Origin of the sequence: Kitasatospora sp. NPDC058170, assembly GCF_042883905.1 — a bacterium.
Lineage (GTDB): Bacteria > Actinomycetota > Actinomycetes > Streptomycetales > Streptomycetaceae > Kitasatospora.
Genome location: NZ_JBHVUV010000019.1, coordinates 126,351 through 144,543, shown reverse-complemented (window position 1 = coordinate 144,543; position 18,193 = coordinate 126,351). Strand labels below are relative to the sequence as shown.

18 protein-coding genes are annotated in these 18,193 nt (G+C 73.0%); 6 read left to right on the top strand and 12 right to left on the bottom strand.

Annotated features, from left to right (window positions below; translation table 11 throughout):
- Positions 1-181 precede the first annotated feature (181 nt).
- The 5 genes from ACFVVX_RS22325 to ACFVVX_RS22305 all read right to left on the bottom strand — a co-directional run bounded on the left by ACFVVX_RS22325 (position 182) and on the right by ACFVVX_RS22305 (position 4,617).
- Positions 182-784 carry a hypothetical protein gene (locus tag ACFVVX_RS22325; RefSeq protein WP_387948174.1) on the bottom strand — a complete coding sequence of 201 codons (603 nt, stop codon included), beginning with the start codon at positions 782-784 and terminating at the stop codon, positions 182-184.
- Positions 781-2,121 carry a hypothetical protein gene (locus ACFVVX_RS22320; RefSeq protein WP_387948172.1) on the bottom strand — a complete coding sequence of 447 codons (1,341 nt, stop codon included), beginning with the start codon at positions 2,119-2,121 and terminating at the stop codon, positions 781-783. The genes ACFVVX_RS22325 and ACFVVX_RS22320 overlap by 4 nt, the downstream gene beginning before the upstream one ends.
- 3 nt (positions 2,122-2,124) lie before the next feature.
- Positions 2,125-2,880, bottom strand: a complete 756-nt coding sequence (locus tag ACFVVX_RS22315; protein ID WP_387948170.1) for an ATP-binding cassette domain-containing protein — start codon at positions 2,878-2,880, stop codon at positions 2,125-2,127.
- Between the two features lie 183 nt (positions 2,881-3,063).
- The gene (locus tag ACFVVX_RS22310) at positions 3,064-3,465 is read right to left on the bottom strand and encodes a hypothetical protein (RefSeq protein WP_387948168.1); all 402 of its coding nucleotides are present in this window, start codon (positions 3,463-3,465) and stop codon (positions 3,064-3,066) included.
- 420 nt (positions 3,466-3,885) lie between these two features.
- Positions 3,886-4,617 carry a tyrosine-protein phosphatase gene (locus ACFVVX_RS22305; protein ID WP_387948166.1) on the bottom strand — a complete coding sequence of 244 codons (732 nt, stop codon included), beginning with the start codon at positions 4,615-4,617 and terminating at the stop codon, positions 3,886-3,888.
- Positions 4,618-4,665: 48 nt separating this feature from the next.
- Here ACFVVX_RS22305 and ACFVVX_RS22300 point away from each other — a divergent pair, with 48 nt between their 5' ends.
- Positions 4,666-5,301 (top strand): tetratricopeptide repeat protein, encoded by a 636-nt coding sequence (locus ACFVVX_RS22300; RefSeq protein ID WP_387948164.1) that lies wholly within the window; start codon positions 4,666-4,668, stop codon positions 5,299-5,301.
- A gap of 46 nt (positions 5,302-5,347) precedes the next feature.
- On the opposite strand, the gene ACFVVX_RS22295 is transcribed toward ACFVVX_RS22300, so the two are convergent.
- Positions 5,348-6,481 carry a Scr1 family TA system antitoxin-like transcriptional regulator gene (locus ACFVVX_RS22295; RefSeq protein WP_387948162.1) on the bottom strand — a complete coding sequence of 378 codons (1,134 nt, stop codon included), beginning with the start codon at positions 6,479-6,481 and terminating at the stop codon, positions 5,348-5,350.
- 171 nt (positions 6,482-6,652) lie between these two features.
- Here ACFVVX_RS22295 and ACFVVX_RS22290 point away from each other — a divergent pair, with 171 nt between their 5' ends.
- The gene (locus ACFVVX_RS22290; protein ID WP_387948160.1) at positions 6,653-7,087 is read left to right on the top strand and encodes a hypothetical protein; all 435 of its coding nucleotides are present in this window, start codon (positions 6,653-6,655) and stop codon (positions 7,085-7,087) included.
- Positions 7,088-7,097: 10 nt separating this feature from the next.
- On the opposite strand, the gene ACFVVX_RS22285 is transcribed toward ACFVVX_RS22290, so the two are convergent.
- On the bottom strand, positions 7,098-8,033 hold the full coding sequence (locus ACFVVX_RS22285; protein ID WP_387948158.1) for an aminoglycoside phosphotransferase family protein: 936 nt from the start codon (positions 8,031-8,033) through the stop codon (positions 7,098-7,100).
- 307 nt (positions 8,034-8,340) lie between these two features.
- Here ACFVVX_RS22285 and ACFVVX_RS22280 point away from each other — a divergent pair, with 307 nt between their 5' ends.
- The 3 genes from ACFVVX_RS22280 (at position 8,341) to ACFVVX_RS22270 (ending at position 11,017) form a co-directional block, all read left to right on the top strand.
- Positions 8,341-8,940 (top strand): hypothetical protein, encoded by a 600-nt coding sequence (locus ACFVVX_RS22280; RefSeq protein WP_387948156.1) that lies wholly within the window; start codon positions 8,341-8,343, stop codon positions 8,938-8,940.
- A gap of 648 nt (positions 8,941-9,588) precedes the next feature.
- On the top strand, positions 9,589-9,789 hold the full coding sequence (locus tag ACFVVX_RS22275; RefSeq protein ID WP_387948154.1) for a hypothetical protein: 201 nt from the start codon (positions 9,589-9,591) through the stop codon (positions 9,787-9,789).
- Entirely contained in the window at positions 9,782-11,017 is a 1,236-nt protein-coding gene (locus ACFVVX_RS22270) for a type III PLP-dependent enzyme (RefSeq protein ID WP_387948152.1), read from the top strand. The genes ACFVVX_RS22275 and ACFVVX_RS22270 overlap by 8 nt, the downstream gene beginning before the upstream one ends.
- Here ACFVVX_RS22270 and ACFVVX_RS22265 read toward each other — a convergent pair.
- Positions 11,004-11,387 (bottom strand): PPOX class F420-dependent oxidoreductase, encoded by a 384-nt coding sequence (locus ACFVVX_RS22265; RefSeq protein ID WP_387948150.1) that lies wholly within the window; start codon positions 11,385-11,387, stop codon positions 11,004-11,006. The two genes, ACFVVX_RS22270 and ACFVVX_RS22265, sit on opposite strands and share 14 nt — an antisense overlap.
- A 214-nt stretch (positions 11,388-11,601) precedes the next feature.
- On the opposite strand from ACFVVX_RS22265, the gene ACFVVX_RS22260 reads away from it, so the two are divergent.
- Positions 11,602-14,076: a Tex family protein gene (locus ACFVVX_RS22260; RefSeq protein WP_387948148.1), complete on the top strand. Its 2,475-nt coding sequence runs from the start codon at positions 11,602-11,604 to the stop codon at positions 14,074-14,076.
- 146 nt (positions 14,077-14,222) lie between these two features.
- On the opposite strand, the gene ACFVVX_RS22255 is transcribed toward ACFVVX_RS22260, so the two are convergent.
- From ACFVVX_RS22255 to ACFVVX_RS22240, 4 genes are all read right to left on the bottom strand, one after another.
- Entirely contained in the window at positions 14,223-14,639 is a 417-nt protein-coding gene (locus tag ACFVVX_RS22255) for an SHOCT domain-containing protein (protein WP_387948276.1), read from the bottom strand.
- A gap of 175 nt (positions 14,640-14,814) precedes the next feature.
- The gene (locus ACFVVX_RS22250) at positions 14,815-15,396 is read right to left on the bottom strand and encodes an NUDIX hydrolase (protein ID WP_387948146.1); all 582 of its coding nucleotides are present in this window, start codon (positions 15,394-15,396) and stop codon (positions 14,815-14,817) included.
- Positions 15,393-16,553, bottom strand: a complete 1,161-nt coding sequence (locus ACFVVX_RS22245) for a type III polyketide synthase (protein ID WP_387948144.1) — start codon at positions 16,551-16,553, stop codon at positions 15,393-15,395. Before ACFVVX_RS22245 ends, ACFVVX_RS22250 begins: the two co-directional genes overlap by 4 nt.
- 68 nt (positions 16,554-16,621) lie before the next feature.
- On the bottom strand, positions 16,622-17,827 hold the full coding sequence (locus tag ACFVVX_RS22240; RefSeq protein ID WP_387948142.1) for a cytochrome P450: 1,206 nt from the start codon (positions 17,825-17,827) through the stop codon (positions 16,622-16,624).
- Positions 17,828-18,193: the final 366 nt, after the last annotated feature.

The window sequence follows — 18,193 nt, the reverse complement described above, 5'->3', positions numbered from 1 at the left end:
CGACCGGCAGGGCCAGGGCCAGGGCCAGGGCCAGGGGCAGCGCCGGAAGCCGCGCGGGCAGCAGGGCCGGCCGCAGGGCGGCCGGTCGGGCAAGCCCCGGCGCTGACGCCCGGGGCGGGGGCTGCACAGGAAGTCGGCCGGTCCGACGTTCCGTGCAGGGTGGGGGCTGGTCCCGTGGGCTTCAGGCCAGGACGCGCAGCTCCACCGCCGGGTGGCGGCGCAGCAGGGCGAAGCCGGTGCCGGCGAGAATGGTGAGGGCCACGGCGGCCAGCGCGTACGGGGAGTCCGCCGGGTGGAGGGGCCACGCCCAGGGTTCGGGGCGGCCGTCGGGGTGCCAGCCGGCGGCCGAGCAGAGCAGCGGGGTGACGGCGATCGCGGCGGCCGCCGGGCGGTGGCCGAGCAGCGGGTGCAGCAGCAGGGCCAGGCCGAGGTAGCCGGCGGTGTTGCGGCCGAGGACGAGGGACAGCCCGCCCTGCCCGGCCGCGAAGGCGAGGGCGCCCAGGACCGCGCCCGCCGCCGCGACGGTCAGCGCGAGCGCGACGTCCAGGCCGCGCAGGAAGCGCCCGGCGACCAGCTCCGTACGCAGGTCGCCGCGGCCGAGCCCGTGCAGCAGCACCACCGCCGGGAGCAGGGTGACCACGTGCGCGACCAGGAAGTGCCCGGCCTGGCCGCGCAGCGCCGGTACCGGTAGCTCGCCGTCGCCGACCAGCAGTCCGAGGAGGAACGTCCCGACCAGTGCGGCGGTGACGGCCGGGACGGCGCGGGCCTTGCACCACCAGATCATCCGGCACCGCCCGGGCTCTGCGTGCCGTGCGGGCCTTGCAGGCCCTGCCGGTCGGCGGGGTCCGTGGCGCAGTGCCGCAGGGACTCCGCCGTCCGCCGGTACCAGTCGAGTTGGGCCTCCCGGGGGAGCCGCAGGACCTGCTCGGCGAGGGCCAGGTCCTGTTCCCCGAACCGACCGGACTCGGGCGGAGCCGCCACCCCGGGCGCCGTCCCGGTCGCGGCCCCGGCCGGGCCCGGGGCCGCCTGAGCGGTGAGCCAGGCCGTCACCGGTCCGGCCGCCGCGCCCGCCGGGTAGGGCTCGCCGCGGCGGGCGCACGCGGGTGCGGCGGGGAGCAGCCCGCTGACCACGCCCGGCGCCACGTCCTGCGGCCGGGCGGTGGTCGGGACGCCCAACTTGGCCTCCCCGGGGCCGGGTTCGGCCGCCATGGTGAGTGCGGCGGGCGCCGGGACGCCGTGCTCCGCCAGTTGGCCGACGACCCGCCGGGCCTCCTCGCGGACCAGCCCGGAGCGGGTGCCGCCGAGCTCCGGCCAGAGGCAGATCCGCGGGCGGCCGTCGTCGCAGACCAGGTCCGCGGCGGGCCGGGCGCGTACGGGCGCCGGGCCGAGGCCCTGCGCCAGCGAGCCGGCCAGTGCGATCCCGCCCGCCGTCACCGCCAGCGCGAGGGCCGATGCCGCCGCCGCGCCCCGGTACCGGATCACCAGGGCCGCCGCCGCGCAGACCGCGCCGCTGAACGCCAGGGAGCTCCACACCGCGCGCCCGTCCAGGACCTGGTCCACCGCGCAGCAGTCGGAGAGGCCGCCGCCGACCAGGTGCCGCAGCCAGAACGCGTCGAAGGAGGCCGGGTAGGCGTTCAGGACGAAGCTGCCGACCAGTGCCAGCGGCACGGCGACCACCGGTGCGAGCACCCGCCCGACGATCGACCCGACGAGTGCGTTGGCGAGCAGCAGTCCGGCCCAGACCGCGAGCACGCCCGGCTGCGGCACCCCGGACGCGGTGCCGCCGGCCAGCGCGGCGGTGCCGAGCGCGGCCGCCATGCCGAGCCCGCCCAGCACCGCCACCGGCAGCAGGACGGGGGCGGTGATCGCCAGGGGGGAGCGGACCGGCGAGCGGTCGAAGACCCGCCCCCGGTGCAGTCGGGCCCCCTCCCAGGCGCCCGTCGCGGCGCAGGCCGCGCAGACGAAGGGCAGCGCGAAGCTCGCGTGCCCGGCGGCCGAGAGCCCGTACGCGGGGGTGACCCAGGCGGTGAGGTCGTCGGCGAGCGCGACCAGCACGAAGCCGAGGACGAGGGGCAGCGCGCGGGTCGCGGCGGAGGTGCGCAGAAGGGTGCGCAGCGGCATCGGTCAGACCTCCCGCTCGACCAGGTGGGCGTACGCGGCCTCGGCGCTCGCGGTGGCGCCGTCGGTTCCGTCGGCGCGACCGGTGCCGAGGGCGTGGAACTCCGCGGCGCCGCCCTGGAACCGGACCGCGCCCCGGTCGAGCACCACCACCTGCCGGTAGATCTCGGCGAGGTCCTCGGTCTGGTGGGTGGAGACGATCAGGTTCACCTCGGCCGCCAACTCCTCGACCAGGGCGCGGAACATGCCGCGCTGGGCCGGGTCGAGCCCGGCGGTCGGCTCGTCCATCAGGATCAGCTCGCTGTGGTGGGCGAGGCAGCCGGCGATGCCCATCCGGCGCAGCTGGCCGCCGGAGAGCTGGTGGCTTCCGCGGTCGGCGAGCTCGGCGAGTCCGACCCGGTCCAGCGCGGTGGCGGAGGCGTGCCAGGCGGCGGCGCGGGACATGCCCTTCAGCCAGCCGCAGTACGCGACCTGCTCGCGCACGCTGAGCCCGGGGACGGGGGTGACCTGCTGGGGCAGCCAGGCGACCGCCCGCCGGTAGGCGGCCCGGCCGCCCCGCCCGGCGGGGCCGCGGCCCCGCCAGGAGACGGTGCCCCGGCGGGGCGCCAGCTGGGAGGCGGCGAGCGCCATCAGGGTGGACTTCCCGGCGCCGTTGGGGCCGAGCAGCACGGTGGCCGGGCTGTCGATCCGCAATTCGAAGGAGCTGAACAGATTCGACTTCCTGGAGTACCGGAAGTCGACCTGGTGGAATTCAAGGGTCATGTCGGGGTCGGCGCATTTCGCTCGGCTGGTGCGGTGCGGGAGTAATGCGGGGGGAACGGGTGGGAGCGGGAATATGCGGGAGAGCGCTGCTGGGCGCTGCTGGGTGCTGCGGGGCGTTCCGGCGGGCGGGGGTGCCCGCCGGAACGCCGGCGGGTCGGTGGTGCGGCCGGTGGTGCGGCCCGGTCAGTACCGGGTGCTCACCGTGTCGACCCAGAGCGTGCCGCCGGAGCGCACGCCCTCCAGGGTGAAGTAGTAGGCGCCGGCGCTCTGGTCGCCCCAGGTGGAGGTGTCGCACCGGTTCAGCCGGGAGCCGTAGGACTTGTCCGGACCGAAGACGTCCTTGTAGAGCGCCACGTCGGCGTTCTTGAAGTCGTTGTTCCCGGTGGTGCAGCCCTGGAAGGACACCGAGGTGGCCACGTCGTCGCGGTCGGCGTCCTGCCAGCGCCGGGACTCCGACCCGGGCACCCAGTTGCTGATGTGGGAGCTCCAGGACCCCTCGGCCAGGGCGGGCGTCACCCCGGCGAACGTGAGCAGGGCGGTCGCCACCAGAATGCCGCGGGCGACCCTGAGGTTCTTTGCGTGCATATCCGTCCGATCTTTTCGGTGACACCCCGGGGAGTGTCATGCAGGCAAAAAGAAACGAGCGGGCGATCCGGCCGGTCCTCGCCGCCGGAAATACACGTTAGCGTATACGAACGTAGCGGGGGCGTTCTTTTAGGACAATCGGCGGGAGGATGCCTCAGGATTGTTGAATCCGGGGCTGTTCGACCGATAGTGACTGATGTTGTCCGGTCTATTTCCGAAATGGCCGGGAGGAGGTCGATGCTGTCCTGGTTTGGCGGCGGGGATTGCTGTTTCCGCTCGCGTCGGGGCGAGCCACCGCCCCTCGCCGGGCGGGCTGCGGGGGGCGGTGGCCAGTGCTGGTGGCATATGACCGGGCGGGTGGGATGGCCGGTTCACGACGGCTCGGCGGGTCCGGCCCGGTCCGGCCCGGCCGGGTCGGCGTCAGCCCGCCGGGGTGAGCAGCCGTCCGCGCAGCGCGTCCACCAGGGCGTCGTCCACGCCGAGCCGGTCGGCGGCGTAGCCGCGGACGGAGCCGTGGGCGGCGGCGAGGTCGGCGAGGGTGAGCCGGATGACCGTCTCGGGGGCGCGGCCGAAGCCCGGCCAGCGCAGGGTGCGGCCCGGGTTGGCGGCGTGCCAGTCGGCGACGAGGCGCGGCGTGGCGAGCTCGGTGAGGGCGAAGTCGGCGGCGATCTCGTCCTCGTGGACACCGAGGAGGGAGAGCACGAGTGCGGCGATCAGCCCGGTGCGGTCCTTGCCGGAGGCGCAGTGGAAGACCAGCGGCGCCTCGGCGCCGGCGATCAGGTCGAGCACCTGGCGGATCTCCTGGACCCCGTCCTCGGCCACCTCGGCGAAGCGGTCGGCGAGGTAGCGCCACGGGTCCAGCTCGGGGTCGATCTCGGCCTGGTCGTAGGGGCGGTGCTCGATGGAGAGGTTGTGGTACTCCAGCCCGAGCTCCGGCACCCGCCCCTTGGCGGCGATCTCCCACGGGTAGCGGAGATCGACCACCGTCCGGACTCCGAGGGCCAGGAGGCGGTCGGCGTCCGATCCGGCCAGCTTGGCCAGGGAGTCGGACCGGAAGAGCCGTCCCCACTCCACGGTCCGCCCGTCGACACCCCGATACCCGCCCAGGTCACGGAAGTTGTGCAGGCCTTCGAACGCTATGTGTCGTGTCATGATCGCACCCTACTGAGTGCGATCATCGGCAAATCGGGGGGTGTGGGCATGGACGAGCGGATCGAGCAGGCCGGGCTGCTCTACGAACGGGCGGTCTTCGGCGGCGAGGACGGCGTGCTGGAGGTGGCCGACCGCCAGCTGGACGCGGTGGAGGCGGACCTGGCGCTGGCGCGGGGCAAGCTGCTCCACGCCCGCTTCCTGGAGCAGCGGGTGGGCGACGCCAGGGAGTTGGAGCTCTTCGAGCAGGCGGCCCGGCTGTACCGCGAGTCGGGCGACGGCCGGGGCGAGGGCGAGGCGCTGCTCTGGACCGGTATCTACCACCAGGTGGTCGGGGGCGACAACGACAGGGCGGTGCCCGCCCTGGAGCGGGCGCACGCGCTGGCGGAGCGGGCCGGTGACCGGCTGGTGGTGTCGTACATCCTGCGCCACCTGGGCATCGCGGCACACATGGCCGGCCGACTGGGTGAGGCGCGCGAGCGGCTGGAGGAATCGGTCCGGCTGCGGCGGCAGTTGGACTTCCCCGCGGGCGTGGCGGCGAACCTCGTCGGGCTGGCGTACATCGCCGCCGCCGAGGAGCGGTCGCAGGACGCCAGGGGCCTGCTGGAGGAGGCGGCCACCCTCGCGGGGGCGGCGGACGCCAAGGCCGTCCTGCGCTCGGTGGACGAGGCGCGCGGGAACCTGTGACACCGTCAGGCCGGTCGCTGCGGGGCAGCGACCGGCCCGGGGGAGCTCAGCAGCCGGGAGTGGGGAAGCTGTCGGTGCGGACGGCGTCGACGAAGGACTGCCACGCGGCGGCGGGGAAGGCGAGGACGGGGCCCTCGGGGTCCTTGGAGTCGCGGACGAGCTGGGCGGTGGTGGCTTCAGCGACCTCGATGCAGTTCCCGCCGTCGTTGTCGCTGTGACTGGCCTTGCGCCATTCGAGGTCGGGGACGTCGGCGACCTCGATGCAGTTGCCGCCGTCGTTGCCGCTGTAGCTGGATTTCCGCCACGAGGTCTTTGGTGCGCGGGCCTTGGTGGGTGACATGTTGAGAAGTCCTTCCCTCACACTGCGGATCAGGGCGGCGCTCTCCCGGGGGGACGGCGCATCCGCCTGGAGGAGATCATAGATCCGCTTCCTTTTCTGAACCTCCCTTGGATCCTCGATGAAGTGGCCGTGGCCCAGGCTCTCGGAGTAGATCAGAGTCTTGCCGTCGGGCGAGGTGACCAGTGCCACGAAAGTCTTGAACGGGATACGTTCGCCGAGGCTGAACGGTGCGACCTGAAGCACAACGTTGGGGAGCTTCATCATCTCCAGCAGATGCCCGAGCTGGTGGTACATGACCCCCGGGCCGCCGACCTCGGTGCGAATGGCAGCCTCTGAGTGAATGATCTGGATGAGGGGCGCGTCGGCGTTGGTCAGCCGGTGCTGACGTGCGAGTCGTGAGGCGACGCGCTCCTCGATCAACTCGGGATTGCCCGCAGCGTCTCCCGAGCCGAGCAGGGCCCGGGCATACGCCTCGGTCTGCATGAGGCCTGAGATGTGAGCGATCTGGAACTCGCAGATCGTGGACGCCTTCTCCTCGAAGCCGGCGTAGCGCCGGAACCAGTCCGGGTGTTCCACCCGCGCGTACCAGTCGATCTCCTTCCAGAGATCCATGAGTTGGCCGCCCGTGTCCAGCAGTCTGTCCGCTGCGAGGACGAAGTCCTCCTGCGGCGTGCGCGTGCCGGCCTCGATCCGGGAGATGTGCGGGCGGCTGCAGGGGATCAGCGAAGCCAACTCGCCCTGCGAGATGCCCTTCGTGTCGCGGAAGCGCCGCAGGACGGCGCCGAACACGGCGCCCGCGCTCGCGCGCAGGTTCGGGTTCACGGACTTCTTGCGCGTCATGGAGCAGGCCCCCTGTGTCAAGACGTTCCTTGGAACTGGCTGATCCCTCGTCACCGAATCCGGAGCCGCCGATGCTTAATCATGAAGCGGATCACGCGCCCGAGCTAGGTGGTGCACGAAGCGGCGTGCCCGCGCGCGGGATCCTCCATGCATCCAGAAGGTGGCGCAGCCATGCCCGAAGCCCTTGACAGCACGCCCAGCGACCAGCTCTGCTCGCTGCCCCGTCACCTCACTTCGGCCACGGCGGCGCGGATCGTCCTCCGGGGGTTCCTCTCCGACCTCAAGGACGGCGAACACTACGCCGAGGCCGGTGAGTTGATCGTCACCGAGCTGGTCGCCACCGCCGTCCTGACTCCCCGCACGCCCGAACACCTGCTCATCGACGTGCTGTTCGAGCACTCCGCCCCTTCCGGGCTGCGGATCGAGGTGCACGACACCGGACTGCCCGGCCGAGGGCGGTCCGCACTCGGTGCCGAGGGATCCCCCGGGTTCCGCCTGGTCCGCGAACTCTCCTCCTCCTGCGGCCACGAGTTGACCGAGGGCGAGCTCGTCACCAACCGCTTCTGGGCGTGCGTCGCCCCGCCGCGGAGACCGTCGGCGCCGTAGCGGGCGACCGTCACATCCGGGGCCCCGGGCGCGGCGGGCCGGGCCGGGGGCGGCTGTTGCGGTCGGCGAGCACCTCGCGGATCACATGGCGCGCGTTGGCGGCGAGCGACGGGTTGCTGTGGCGGTAGTAGGGGAGCTGGATCAGCGCGATCGACAGCGCCCAGGCCCGGCCGCGGGCCCAGTCGGCGTCGTCGGTCCCGAGCGCGGTGCGGAAGACGGGGCGGGCGGAGGCGGGGAGCAGGTTCCAGGCGACGATCAGGTCGACCGTCGGGTCGCCGACGCCCATCAGGCCGAAGTCGATGACGGCGGTGAGGCGTTCGCCGTCGATCAGGATGTTGCCGGGGGAGAGGTCGCCGTGCACCCAGGAGGCCGGACCGGGGTGCACGGGCAGGCGCAGGGCCTCGTCCCAGAGGGCGGTGGCGGCGGCGGTGTCGATCACGCCGGGCAGCCGGGTGAGCGCGGCCCGGGTGGCGTTGTCCCGGTCGGCGAGCGGGACGCCGCGGGAGGCCGACGGGCCGTCGGCGGGGTCGACCGCGCGGAGGGCGGTGATGAACCGGGCCAGGTCCTGGGCGAGTCGGACGGGTGCGGGGACGGTGCCGACGGCGGGGTTGTCGCCCTCCAGCCATCTGACCACCGACCACTCCCACGGATAGGCCGTGGAGGGTCTCCCCAGCGCCAGGGGGACGGGGATGGGGACGGGCAGCCGGGGCGCGAGGAGGGGCAGCCAGTGGCGCTCGCGCCCGACCCCCTCGGCGGCCCACCCGACCCGGGGCAGCCGCACGGCCAGTTCGGAGCCGAGCCGGAACATCGCGTTGTCCGTCCCGGTGGAGGCGACCCGCTGGACGGACAGCCCGGTCCACTGCGGGAACTGGGCGGCGAGCAGCCGCCGGACGAGGGCTGCGTCGATGTCCGGTTCGTCGGTGTGCAATCTCTCGGCGGCGCACATGGGCGGCAGCGTACATTGCGACCTCGTGTGACTCGGCAGGATTTCCGTTACCGGGCATGACGCTAGGGCCCGTCTTCAAGCTCCCGCCTGCTTGGCGACGCCCGGGCACGCACGCCCCCAGCCTTCGGCCGGGAGGTACCCCCACGCCGCGTTGTCGTCAGTCGCCAATGGCCCCCAGCCTTCGGCCGGGAGGTGCCCCCACCGCAGTGGCTCCCTCCTCCGCCTTGCGATGCACGCACCCGAACGCCGCCGAGCCCGCCCTCCGGGCGAACGACGGGAGCTTGAAGACGGGCCCTATGGTGTTCCGATGTCGAACACGCGTGTGAAGCCGCAGTTGAAGCGCTGGGAGCGGCGGGTCCTGCTGGGCGTGCTCGGCGGGGTGGCCGTTCTGGCGCTCGCGGGGGTGGTGGGGAGGGTCAACCGGCGTTCGGGCGGGTTGGCGCTGCTGCGGGAGTGGTTCGACCACCCGCTGCTGTTCGGCACGCTGATGCTGCCTCTGCTGTTCGCGGCGCTGGTCCTCGCCACCTGGCCGGTCTGGCTGCGCAGTGTGCTCGGCGTGGTGACGGTGCTGTTGGGGCTGGCCTCGGTGCCCTTCTGGCTCTTCTCGGACCACCGCGAGACGACCAGGGACGAGGCGGCGCCCGGGCGTCCGGACCGCCGGCTGGTCGTCGTCGAGGGCAGCGCGATGATCGACCCGCTCTACTGGGTCTACGTCGACGAGGGCACGGGCCTGGCGCGGCGGCGCTGGGACGTCGCGTTCGTCAACGGCGACTGGAGCGGTCTGGGCGAGGTCGCCTGGGACGGCCCGGACCGGCTGCGGGTGGTGGTGGACCACCGGACCCATCTGATCCGGATCGCGGAGGGCGGCCGTCCCGAGCGGACGCTTATCGGTGCCGACGCCTACTGATCTCACGTCCGCCGCGGTTCATCGGGAAATCGGTGAACCGCGGCATGCCGTTCAAACGTCTAGGCAAAATGGCGTATCGGCTTCTCCGCCGGGATCCGGCGTTTCGCGATCCGGGTCGATCCCAATACGGGGGTTGACACCGGAAGTTGGTCTAGTCCATTTTAGTGGAACAACGGATCGGCGCGGTGGAGGCCTTGGTGAGCCCCCTTGCCGGATGGACCAACTGGCCTGCCGACGGCGTGAGTCCACTGCGGATCTCCACGTCCCGTATCGGGTGCCGAGTACGTAGGAGGTAGGAATTCCAGTCCCGCCCCGGGGGAGGACCGCCGCCTCTGCGGGGCGGTCGGACGGCGTGACGATGAGCCCTTCGCAGGCCTGCCCGCCCTGTTCCCGCTGACTCCTCCTCCTGCCGTGACCTGCGGCGTTCCCCGAGCACCGACCTCCTCCGCGGTACGGGTCAACTCCCGTACGGCGGATCGGCCGTGCCCGAATCCACTCCCGGATGGCAGCTCGCCACGGCTTGAGCGGCGGCCGGTCCGTGAGCGGCGAGTGATCTGTCGACGGTCGGCGGCCGCGCACCGGCCGATGATTTGCGGCGGTCGAGTGAATTTGTTCCGTCATCGCACATGAAAGCCCGGGAGTGATTGCATGCCGATGCCCGACCGCTATCCGCACCGAGCCGCCGCGGACATTCCGTATTTCCCTGCTGACGGTGAGTCATATCCGTCTGTGAAGACCCCGCGTGACATCCGGAAGGCGCAGAAGCTTCGCGTGCCGATGATGTCGGCGCCGGACCGGCGCCGGGAGCTGCGCCCCGACAGCCGGATCCGGGGCATCGACGATGCCTGAGAACACAGCCCTGCGCGCCGCCCTGGCCGCCGCCGCCGAGGACCGGATCATCTTCGACCTGGACGGGATCGAGGGCCAGTACGCCGCGCTGGTGCGCGAACTCCCCGGTGTGTCCGTGCGGTTCGCGATGAAGGCGTGCCCGGTGGACGAGGTGCTCGCCGCCCTGGCACGGCAGGGAGCCGGCTTCGACGCGGCCAGTCCGCACGAGATCGCGCAGGCGCTGCGCACCGGCGTGCCCGTCGAGCGGATCCACTACGGCAACACCATCAAGTCCGACCGCAACATCGCCGACGCGTACCGGCTCGGCGTCAGGGACTTCGCGACCGACAGCCTCCAGGACGTCGAGGCGATCGCCGTGCACGCCCCGGGCGCCCGGGTGTTCTGCCGACTGGCCACCAGCGGGGAGGGCGCGCTCTGGGGCCTCAGCCGGAAGTTCGGCTGCTCGGCCGAGGACGCCGTCCGGGTGCTGGAGGCGGCCCGGGCCGCGGGCCTGACCCCGTCCGGCCTCTCCGTCCACGTCGGCTCGCAGCAGATGACCGCCGACGCCTGGCAGAGCGCGCTGGACTCGCTGGCCGAGGTGCTGGTGGCGCTGGAGCGGCGGGGGATCCTGCTGGACCACGTCAACCTCGGCGGCGGCCTGCCCGCCCTCGGCGTCCTCGACAAGCGGGGCCGGCCGCTGGACCCCCCGCTGGACAAGATGCTCGCGGTGATCCGGGAGGGCGTGCAGCGGCTGCGGGAGGTGTCGGCCTCCCCCCTGGAGTTCCTCCTGGAGCCGGGGCGCCACCTGGTGGCCGACCACGGCGCCATCCGGGCCCACGTGGCGCGGCTCTCCTCCCGCCGGCAGCTCGACGGCGGGCAGGAGCACTGGCTGTACCTGAGCTGCGGGAAGTTCAACGGCCTGTACGAGATGGACGAGTTGCAGTACCGGCTGGAGTTCCCCGGGCACCCCGGCGGGGAGTACCTGCCGGCCGTGGTCGCCGGACCGACCTGCGACAGCGACGACGCCTACGCGCACGAGGACGGGCCGGTCCGGGTGCCCGCCGCGGCGGCCTCGGGGGACCCGGTCTGGATCCTCTCCTGCGGCGCCTACGCCGTCGGCTACATGACCCGGGGGTTCAACGGCTTCGACCCGCTGCCGTACAGCTGCGTCCGCGGCGGGGGCGCCGGCCCGGAAGGTCCCGCGTACGCCCTCGTGGGGACGGACCGGCCTAGCCCTAACCCAGCGTGACCCGTACCCCGATGGTGCCCGCCGCCCCGCGCCGCAGCCGGTTGCTCAGCAGGGTGATCGAGCCGATCAGCCCGTACTTGCGGCGCAGCGGCGGCAGGTAGGCGGCGGTCCCGTCGGGGCCGAGGAGTTCGGCGGTGGCCGGGACCTGCTCGCCGTGCAGGTTGCCGCGGATGTCGCAGGGGCCGACCAGGACGTCCCGGCGGTTGCGGATCCGCTTGACCTTCCAGGAGTCGGCGACGGTGGTGAAGCCCAGCGCGTCCCCGTCGCGCACCACCCAGACCGGGGTGGGCACGCCGGTGCCGTCCTTGCGGTAGGTGGTGACGAGCAGGTACTTGGCGGAGGCGAGCCGCTCCAGCTGCGTGGCGTCCATACCGGGCAGTCTAGGAACTCCCGCCGGACGCCCGGGCGGAGCGGCGCTGGAGTCTCGCCGGAGCGCCCGACCCTCCCCGTGCCCTCCCCGCAGCCCCCCGCCCCGGCCGCCGCGCCACGCCCGGGCTGCGCGGGGGCGTCCCGGCGGTGTCGCCGGTCAGTGCCAGAATGCGGGGGTACGGGGAAACGCAACTCTGGAGAAGGTGGCCGGCTTCGTGAGCACGCCAGTCGAACAGGTGGCCCTGCAGGCCCAGCAGGCGATCGGACGGAAGATCGCCGAGGAGCTGGGCGTCCGCGAGGGGCAGGTGAAGGCGGCCGTCGACCTGCTCGACGGCGGCGCCACCGTGCCGTTCGTGGCCCGCTACCGCAAGGAGGTCACCGGCTCGCTGGACGACACCCAGCTGCGCACCCTGGAGGAGCGGCTGCGCTACCTGCGCGAGCTGGAGGAGCGCCGCACCGCCGTCCTGGAGTCGATCGACGCGCAGGGCAAGCTGGACGACGCGCTGCGCGCCCAGGTCCTGGCGGCCGACTCCAAGGCCCGGCTGGAGGACATCTACCTCCCGTACAAGCCCAAGCGGCGCACCAAGGCGCAGATCGCCCGCGAGGCCGGCCTGGAGCCGCTCGCCGACACCCTGCTCGCCGACCCGACGCAGGACCCGGCCGCCGTCGCCGCCGCCTACCTGAACGACTCGGTCGCCGACGGGTCCGCCGCACTGGAGGGCGCCCGCTCGATCCTGGTCGAGCGCTTCGGCGAGGACGCCGACCTGGTCGGCTCGCTGCGCGAGCGGATGTGGGGCCGGGGCCGGATCGTCGCGACCGTCCGGGCCGGCAAGGAGCAGGACGGCGCCAAGTTCGCCGACTACTTCGACTTCGCCGAGCCGTACACCAGGCTCCCCTCGCACCGGATCCTCGCGCTGCTGCGCGGCGAGAAGGAGGAGGTGCTGGACCTCGACCTGTCGCCGTACGACGGCGAGGACGGCGGCGACCTCCCGGGCGCGAACGACTACGAGCAGCGGATCTCCGCCCGCTTCGGCATCGCCGACCACGGCCGCCCGGCCGACCGGTGGCTCGGCGACACCGTCCGCTGGGCGTGGCGCACCCGGATCCTGGTCCGGCTCGGCATCGACCTGCGGTCCCGGCTGCGGCAGGAGGCCGAGGACGAGGCGGTGCGGGTCTTCGCGGCCAACCTGCGCGACCTGCTGCTCGCCGCCCCGGCCGGCACCCGCGCCACGATGGGCCTGGACCCGGGCTTCCGCACCGGCGTGAAGGTCGCCGTGGTGGACGCCACCGGCAAGGTGGTCGCCCACGAGACCATCTACCCGCACCAGCCCGCCAACAAATGGGACGCCTCGATCAACACGCTGGCCGTGCTCGCGGCCCGGCACGGGGTGGACCTGGTCGCGATCGGCAACGGCACCGCCTCGCGGGAGACCGACAAGCTCGCCGAGGACCTCATCAAGCGCCACCCCGAGCTGAAGCTGACCAAGGCGATGGTGAGCGAGGCCGGCGCCTCGGTGTACTCCGCCTCCGCGTTCGCCTCGCAGGAGCTGCCCGAGCTGGACGTCTCGATCCGCGGCGCGGTCTCCATCGCCCGCCGCCTCCAGGACCCGCTGGCCGAACTGGTCAAGATCGACCCCAAGTCGATCGGCGTCGGCCAGTACCAGCACGACCTCAGCGAGCTGAAGCTCTCCCGCTCGCTGGACGCCGTGGTCGAGGACTGCGTGAACGCGGTCGGCGTGGACGTCAACACCGCCTCGGCGCCGCTGCTCACCCGGGTCTCCGGCATCACCGGGACGCTGGCCGACAACATCGTCTCCCACCGCGACGCCAACGGCCCGTTCCGCACCCGCAAGGCGCTCAAGGACGTCGCGCGGCTCGGCCCGAAGGCCTTCGAGCAGTGCGCGGGCTTTCTGCGGATCCCCGACGGCGACGACCCGCTGGACGCCTCCAGCGTGCACCCCGAGGCGTACCCGGTGGTGCGCCGGATCCTCGCCTCCACCGGGGGCGAGCTGCGCGGGCTGATCGGCAACAGCGGTGCGCTGCGGGCGCTGCGGCCCGGGGACTTCGCCGACGACACCTTCGGCATCCCGACCGTCACCGACATCCTCGGCGAGCTGGACAAGCCGGGCCGGGACCCGCGCCCGGCCTTCCGCACCGCCACCTTCAAGGAGGGCGTCGACAAGATCGGCGACCTGGAGGTCGGCATGCTGCTGGAGGGCGTGGTCACCAACGTCGCGGCCTTCGGGGCCTTCGTGGACGTGGGTGTCCACCAGGACGGCCTGGTGCACGTCTCGGCGCTGTCGAAGAACTTCGTCAAGGACCCGCGGGAGGTGGTCAAGCCGGGCGACATCGTGACCGTCCGGGTGACCGCGGTGGACGTGCCGCGCAAGCGGATCGGGCTGACCCTGCGGCTGGACGACGAGGTCGGCCGGGCGGGCGGCGGCGAGCGGGGCGGCGGCGAGCGCGGCGGGGAGCGCGGTGGCGGCCGGGACCGGGGCGGCGACAAGGGCGCCCGGCAGGCCCGTCCGCCGCGCCAGGACCGGCGGGGTTCGGGCGGGTCCGGCGCGGGTGCCGGCTCGGGAGGTCAGGCCGCCCCGGCCAACAGCGCCATGGCGGACGCGCTGCGCCGGGCCGGGCTCTCGGGCGGCGGCCAGGGCGGGTCGGACAACCGCCGCTCCGGGCGGCGCTGAGCCCGGCGGCAGACCGGCGGCAGCAGGCCGACGGCGGCAGACGGACGGCGGGCCGGTGGACTGGGTGTCCACCGGCCCGCCGTGTCGCTGGTGCCTTCGCCACAGCCGCCGTGGCCGCCGTAGCCCGCCGTGTCGCTGTCGTCGGCTCAGGCGAGGACCTTGTCCTTGGCCCGCTGGTACTCCGCGTCGGTGATGGCGCCGCTCGCCTTCAGCTCGGCCAGCTTCGCCAGGTCGTCCGCGTGGCTGCGCCCGCCCGCCCCGGCGCCGCCCGGGGGCGCGTCGCCGGCCGCGTCCCGGACGTAGGCCTTGAACGCGGCCTCGCTCTTCCGGGCCTGCGCGACGTCCCGCTCGCTCATCGACCTGCCACGGGCGATGACGTACACGAGCACGCCGATCAGCGGGATCAGGATCACCAGGATCAGCCAGCCGGCCTTGCCCCAGCCGCCGAGGTCGTCGCTGCGGAAGATGTCCGTGATGATCTTGAAAAGCAGGAAGAACCAGAGGATCCAGAGGAACAGCTCCAGCATCGTCCAGAAAATGTTGAGCAGCGGGTAGTTGTCCATGACGCTCCCGTCGGTGCTGACGCGCTTCAAACGAGTCATATCACCGCATATCGGACAGTGCTTCGCCGTGCTCGGCCATCCCGGTGATCTTCACTGTCGAGAGGTGTGGCGAGCGGCGTGCCGGGAAGTGCGCGGCGAGCGTGCCGGAGGCCGGGGGATGCGGCAGGGGAGCGGCTCAGCCCGTGGCCCGCCGGCGCAGCTCCACCGCCAGCCCGACCAGCTCTCCCCACCAGTCCTCGTGGCCGCCCAGCAGCAGCCGCTGCGCCTCGGCCGGCTCCACCGCCCGGACCTCGACGACCTGCTCGCCGTCCTCCGGGTTGGTCGGCGCGGAGTCCACCGCGACATCGGCCCAGCCCCAGAGCCAGGCCTTCTCCGGGTGCGGCTGCCACGGCCGGTACGGCTCGGGGTTGTCCGTCACGCACCGGTGCGCGCCGAGCCAGGCCGGCGTGCCGAGCAGCCGGGCACCGGCCTCCTCGCGGAGCTCGCGGGCCAGGCAGGAGTCGACGCTCTCGCCGCTCTCCCGGGTGCCGCCCGGCAGGAACCAGTGGTCGCGGGAGTCCCGGCAGAGCACCACCAGTCCGTCGGTGAAGCCCACCAGGTGGATGTTGGTGACCAGTTCGTCCGGCGGCAGCGCAGTGGAGAACTGCGCGTCGTAGCGCCCCCACGCCCAGTACTGCGGTGCGTGCAACGCGGGGTAGCGGGCGGCCAGTTCGGCGGCTCTGCCGGAGGTGTCCGTTCGATCCGTGGTATCGGTCATTCGGTGATCGTAGTGCCGGTGGAGCGCAGCAGGGGGACGGCCGGATGGGCCAGGGTGAGTTCGGCCGTCTCGATCGCCCGCGGGCGCCGGGGGATGGTCGCCTCCAGTGGCGCACCGGCCCAAGTACCCAGCGAGATCTCGGCGGTGATGCCCGGTCCGAAGCCGGCGATCAGCCCCTGCGCCCCCTCGGCGACGGCGCCCTCCTCGAACAGCCGGGCCAGGGCGTCGAAGACCACGGCACTGGCGATGTTGCCGCGCTCGGTGAGGGTGGCGCGGCTGAACCGGAAGGCCGCGGGCTCCAGGTCGAGGTAGTGGCAGAGGTCGTCCAGGATGCGCGGGCCGCCGGCGTGCACGATGTAGAAGCCCAGGCCCGAGACGTCCCAGCTGTGGGCGGTGGCGAGTTCGCGCAGGGCCGGGGCGAGCATCTCCATCGTGCCGGGGACGCGCTTGTCGAGCTGGAAGTGGAATCCGGTGTCCTTGACCCCGTAGGAGATCCAGTCCTCGGTGCCGGGGACGAGGTGCGAGCCGTTGCGCTCGATGTGCACACCGCAGCCGCCCCGGCCGCGGACGACGGCGGCGGCGACGGCGTCCCCGAACAGGCCGTTGGAGAGCAGCGAGCCGACGCCGAGGTCGGTCGGCTGGTAGCAGAGCGAGCAGAACTCGCAGGCCACGATGAGGACGTTGGAGCCCGGGTAGGCGCGGCAGAAGTCGTGGGCCCGGTTGACGGCTGCGCCGCCGGCGGCGCAGCCGAGCTGGGCGATCGGCACCTGGCGGGTGTCGGAGCGGAAGCCCATGGTGTTGATCAGCCAGGCGGTCAGCGAGGGCATCATGAAGCCGGTGCAGGACACGTAGACGATCAGGTCGATGTCCCGGGCGGACAACTCGGCGTAGCCGAGGGCGCGTTCGACCACCTCGGGGACGCGCTGCTTGGCCTCCCGCTCGTAGACGGCGTTGCGGGTGGTGAAGCCCGGGTGCCGCAAGGTCTCCTCGATGGGCTGGACCAGGTGCCTGGTCCGCACCCCGGTGTTCTCGATCAGCCGTAGTGCCAGGGCGAGTTGCGGGTGGCCGGCGTGCAGGCCGCGGGCCAGGTCGAGGGTCTCGTCCAGGGTGATGACGTGCTCGGGTACGGCGATGGCGGGTCGGCAGAGTGTTGCCATGGATGCGGGTCTCCCCCGGGTGGCCTACGGGTGCGGCGGACTGGTGACGGGACGGCGCTGTGCTGCTGTCACCAGGCGACCGGCAGGGTGCGGGGGTAGCGCCAGATCGAGCCGGTCTGCCAGTCCAGCTCCTCGGCGGGGACGGCGAGCCGCAGGCCGGGGAAGCGGCGCAGCAGGGTGCCGATGGCGACCTGGAGCTCCATCCGGGCGAGGTGGGCGCCGGGGCAGTGGTGGGTGCCGTAGCCGAAGGTCATGTGGTTGGCGGTGCCGCGGTCGAGGTCCAGCTCGTCGGGCCGTTCGAACATCCGCCCGTCGCGGTTGGCGGCCAGGTAGGAGACGTGCACGGCCTCGCCGGCCCGGATCAGGACCCCGCCGAGCTCGACGTCCTCGGTGGCGACCCGGGCGATGCCGACGCCCTGGCGGAACGGGATGAAGCGGAGCAGCTCCTCCAGGGCGCGCGGCAGCAGCTCGGGCCCGGTGCGGAGCTTGGCCAGCTGCTCGGGGTGGGTCAGCAGGGTGTAGGTGATGTTGCTGAGCTGGTAGGTGCTGGTGTCGTGGCCGGTGACCAGCAGGACCATGGCCATCACGGCGAGCTCCTGGTCGTCCAGCAGCTCCTCGCCGTCCCGGGCGGTGGCGAGCGCGCTGATCAGGTCCTCGCCGGGATCGCGGCGGCGGGCGGCCGTCAGCTCGGAGAAGTACGCGCGCAGCGCGGCCTTGGCGTCCACCTGGCCCGCGCCGGTGCCCGGGCCCATGGACATCATCGCGACGGCGTGGCCGCGCAGTTCGGCGCGGTCCTGCTCGGGGATCTCGAGCAGCTCGCAGATGGTGGTCAGCGGGAGCCGGCTGGAGAGGTGGCGGACCAGGTCGGCGGGGGAGCCGTGCTCGGTCATCTCGTCGAGGTAGCCGTCGACGACGGCCTGGGTCTTGGGGCGCATCCGCTCGACCTGGCGGTTGGTGAAGCCCTGGGCGACCAGGCGGCGCAGCCGGTTGTGGGCGGGCGGGTCCATCAGGTTGATCGCCTCGACCTGGGCGATCGGGGCGGGTGTCATCCGGGGGAGGTCGCGCCCGATGCCGGCGGCGCGGCTGAAGCGGCGGTCGGTGGTGACCACCCGGACGTCCTCGTAGCGGGTGGCCAGCCAGGCCTCGCCCTCGCCGTGCGGCAGCCGGATCCTGGCGATCGGGTCCTCGGTGAGCAGTCGCTTCAGGAGGGGGTCGAACTCCAGGCCGTCGGTGTGGTTGAAGGGGCAGTCCCACACGGGGGCGGAGGTAGTCACGGGCTATCCAATGGCCGGAGTCGGTACCGCCCGAAGCAGAGGTCGTTCGGGCGCGGACGTGCTGATGTTCCCCCATCGGGGGGCGGAAATCCGGGCAGGCCGGATAGTTCGCTCGATCGAGGGAGATACCTGATTGTCAGGCGATATGTCGGATGTGCCGCCCCAACTGCCCTGCGCCGAAGGCCCGGAGGGACGGCGCCGCGCGAACTCCCAGGCCCCCGCCCGGAGCACCTGGGCGGGGGCCTGCCGGCGCGCAGGTGGGTGCTCTGCCGGAGGTCGAACAGCCTTGCCAGTGAGGACCGTTGTCGTCACACTCGGTGTTCCTGTGTGGTGCTCGTCCAATCGATCGGCCATCCGCGCGACCGG

Bases quoted from the DNA above. Each gene is read 5' to 3' on its own strand.
- ACFVVX_RS22255 (WP_387948276.1), bottom strand. From the start codon at position 14,639: ATGGACAACTACCCGCTGCTCAACATTTTCTGGACGATGCTGGAGCTG.
- ACFVVX_RS22270 (WP_387948152.1), top strand. From the start codon at position 9,782: ATGCCTGAGAACACAGCCCTGCGCGCCGCCCTGGCCGCCGCCGCCGAG.
- ACFVVX_RS22310 (WP_387948168.1), bottom strand. From the start codon at position 3,465: ATGCACGCAAAGAACCTCAGGGTCGCCCGCGGCATTCTGGTGGCGACC.
- ACFVVX_RS22265 (WP_387948150.1), bottom strand. From the start codon at position 11,387: ATGGACGCCACGCAGCTGGAGCGGCTCGCCTCCGCCAAGTACCTGCTC.
- ACFVVX_RS22295 (WP_387948162.1), bottom strand. From the start codon at position 6,481: ATGACGCGCAAGAAGTCCGTGAACCCGAACCTGCGCGCGAGCGCGGGC.
- ACFVVX_RS22285 (WP_387948158.1), bottom strand. From the start codon at position 8,033: ATGTGCGCCGCCGAGAGATTGCACACCGACGAACCGGACATCGACGCA.
- ACFVVX_RS22315 (WP_387948170.1), bottom strand. From the start codon at position 2,880: ATGACCCTTGAATTCCACCAGGTCGACTTCCGGTACTCCAGGAAGTCG.
- ACFVVX_RS22290 (WP_387948160.1), top strand. From the start codon at position 6,653: ATGCCCGAAGCCCTTGACAGCACGCCCAGCGACCAGCTCTGCTCGCTG.
- ACFVVX_RS22320 (WP_387948172.1), bottom strand. From the start codon at position 2,121: ATGCCGCTGCGCACCCTTCTGCGCACCTCCGCCGCGACCCGCGCGCTG.
- ACFVVX_RS22300 (WP_387948164.1), top strand. From the start codon at position 4,666: ATGGACGAGCGGATCGAGCAGGCCGGGCTGCTCTACGAACGGGCGGTC.
- ACFVVX_RS22250 (WP_387948146.1), bottom strand. From the start codon at position 15,396: ATGACCGATACCACGGATCGAACGGACACCTCCGGCAGAGCCGCCGAA.
- ACFVVX_RS22245 (WP_387948144.1), bottom strand. From the start codon at position 16,553: ATGGCAACACTCTGCCGACCCGCCATCGCCGTACCCGAGCACGTCATC.
- ACFVVX_RS22280 (WP_387948156.1), top strand. From the start codon at position 8,341: ATGTCGAACACGCGTGTGAAGCCGCAGTTGAAGCGCTGGGAGCGGCGG.
- ACFVVX_RS22275 (WP_387948154.1), top strand. From the start codon at position 9,589: ATGCCGATGCCCGACCGCTATCCGCACCGAGCCGCCGCGGACATTCCG.
- ACFVVX_RS22305 (WP_387948166.1), bottom strand. From the start codon at position 4,617: ATGACACGACACATAGCGTTCGAAGGCCTGCACAACTTCCGTGACCTG.
- ACFVVX_RS22325 (WP_387948174.1), bottom strand. From the start codon at position 784: ATGATCTGGTGGTGCAAGGCCCGCGCCGTCCCGGCCGTCACCGCCGCA.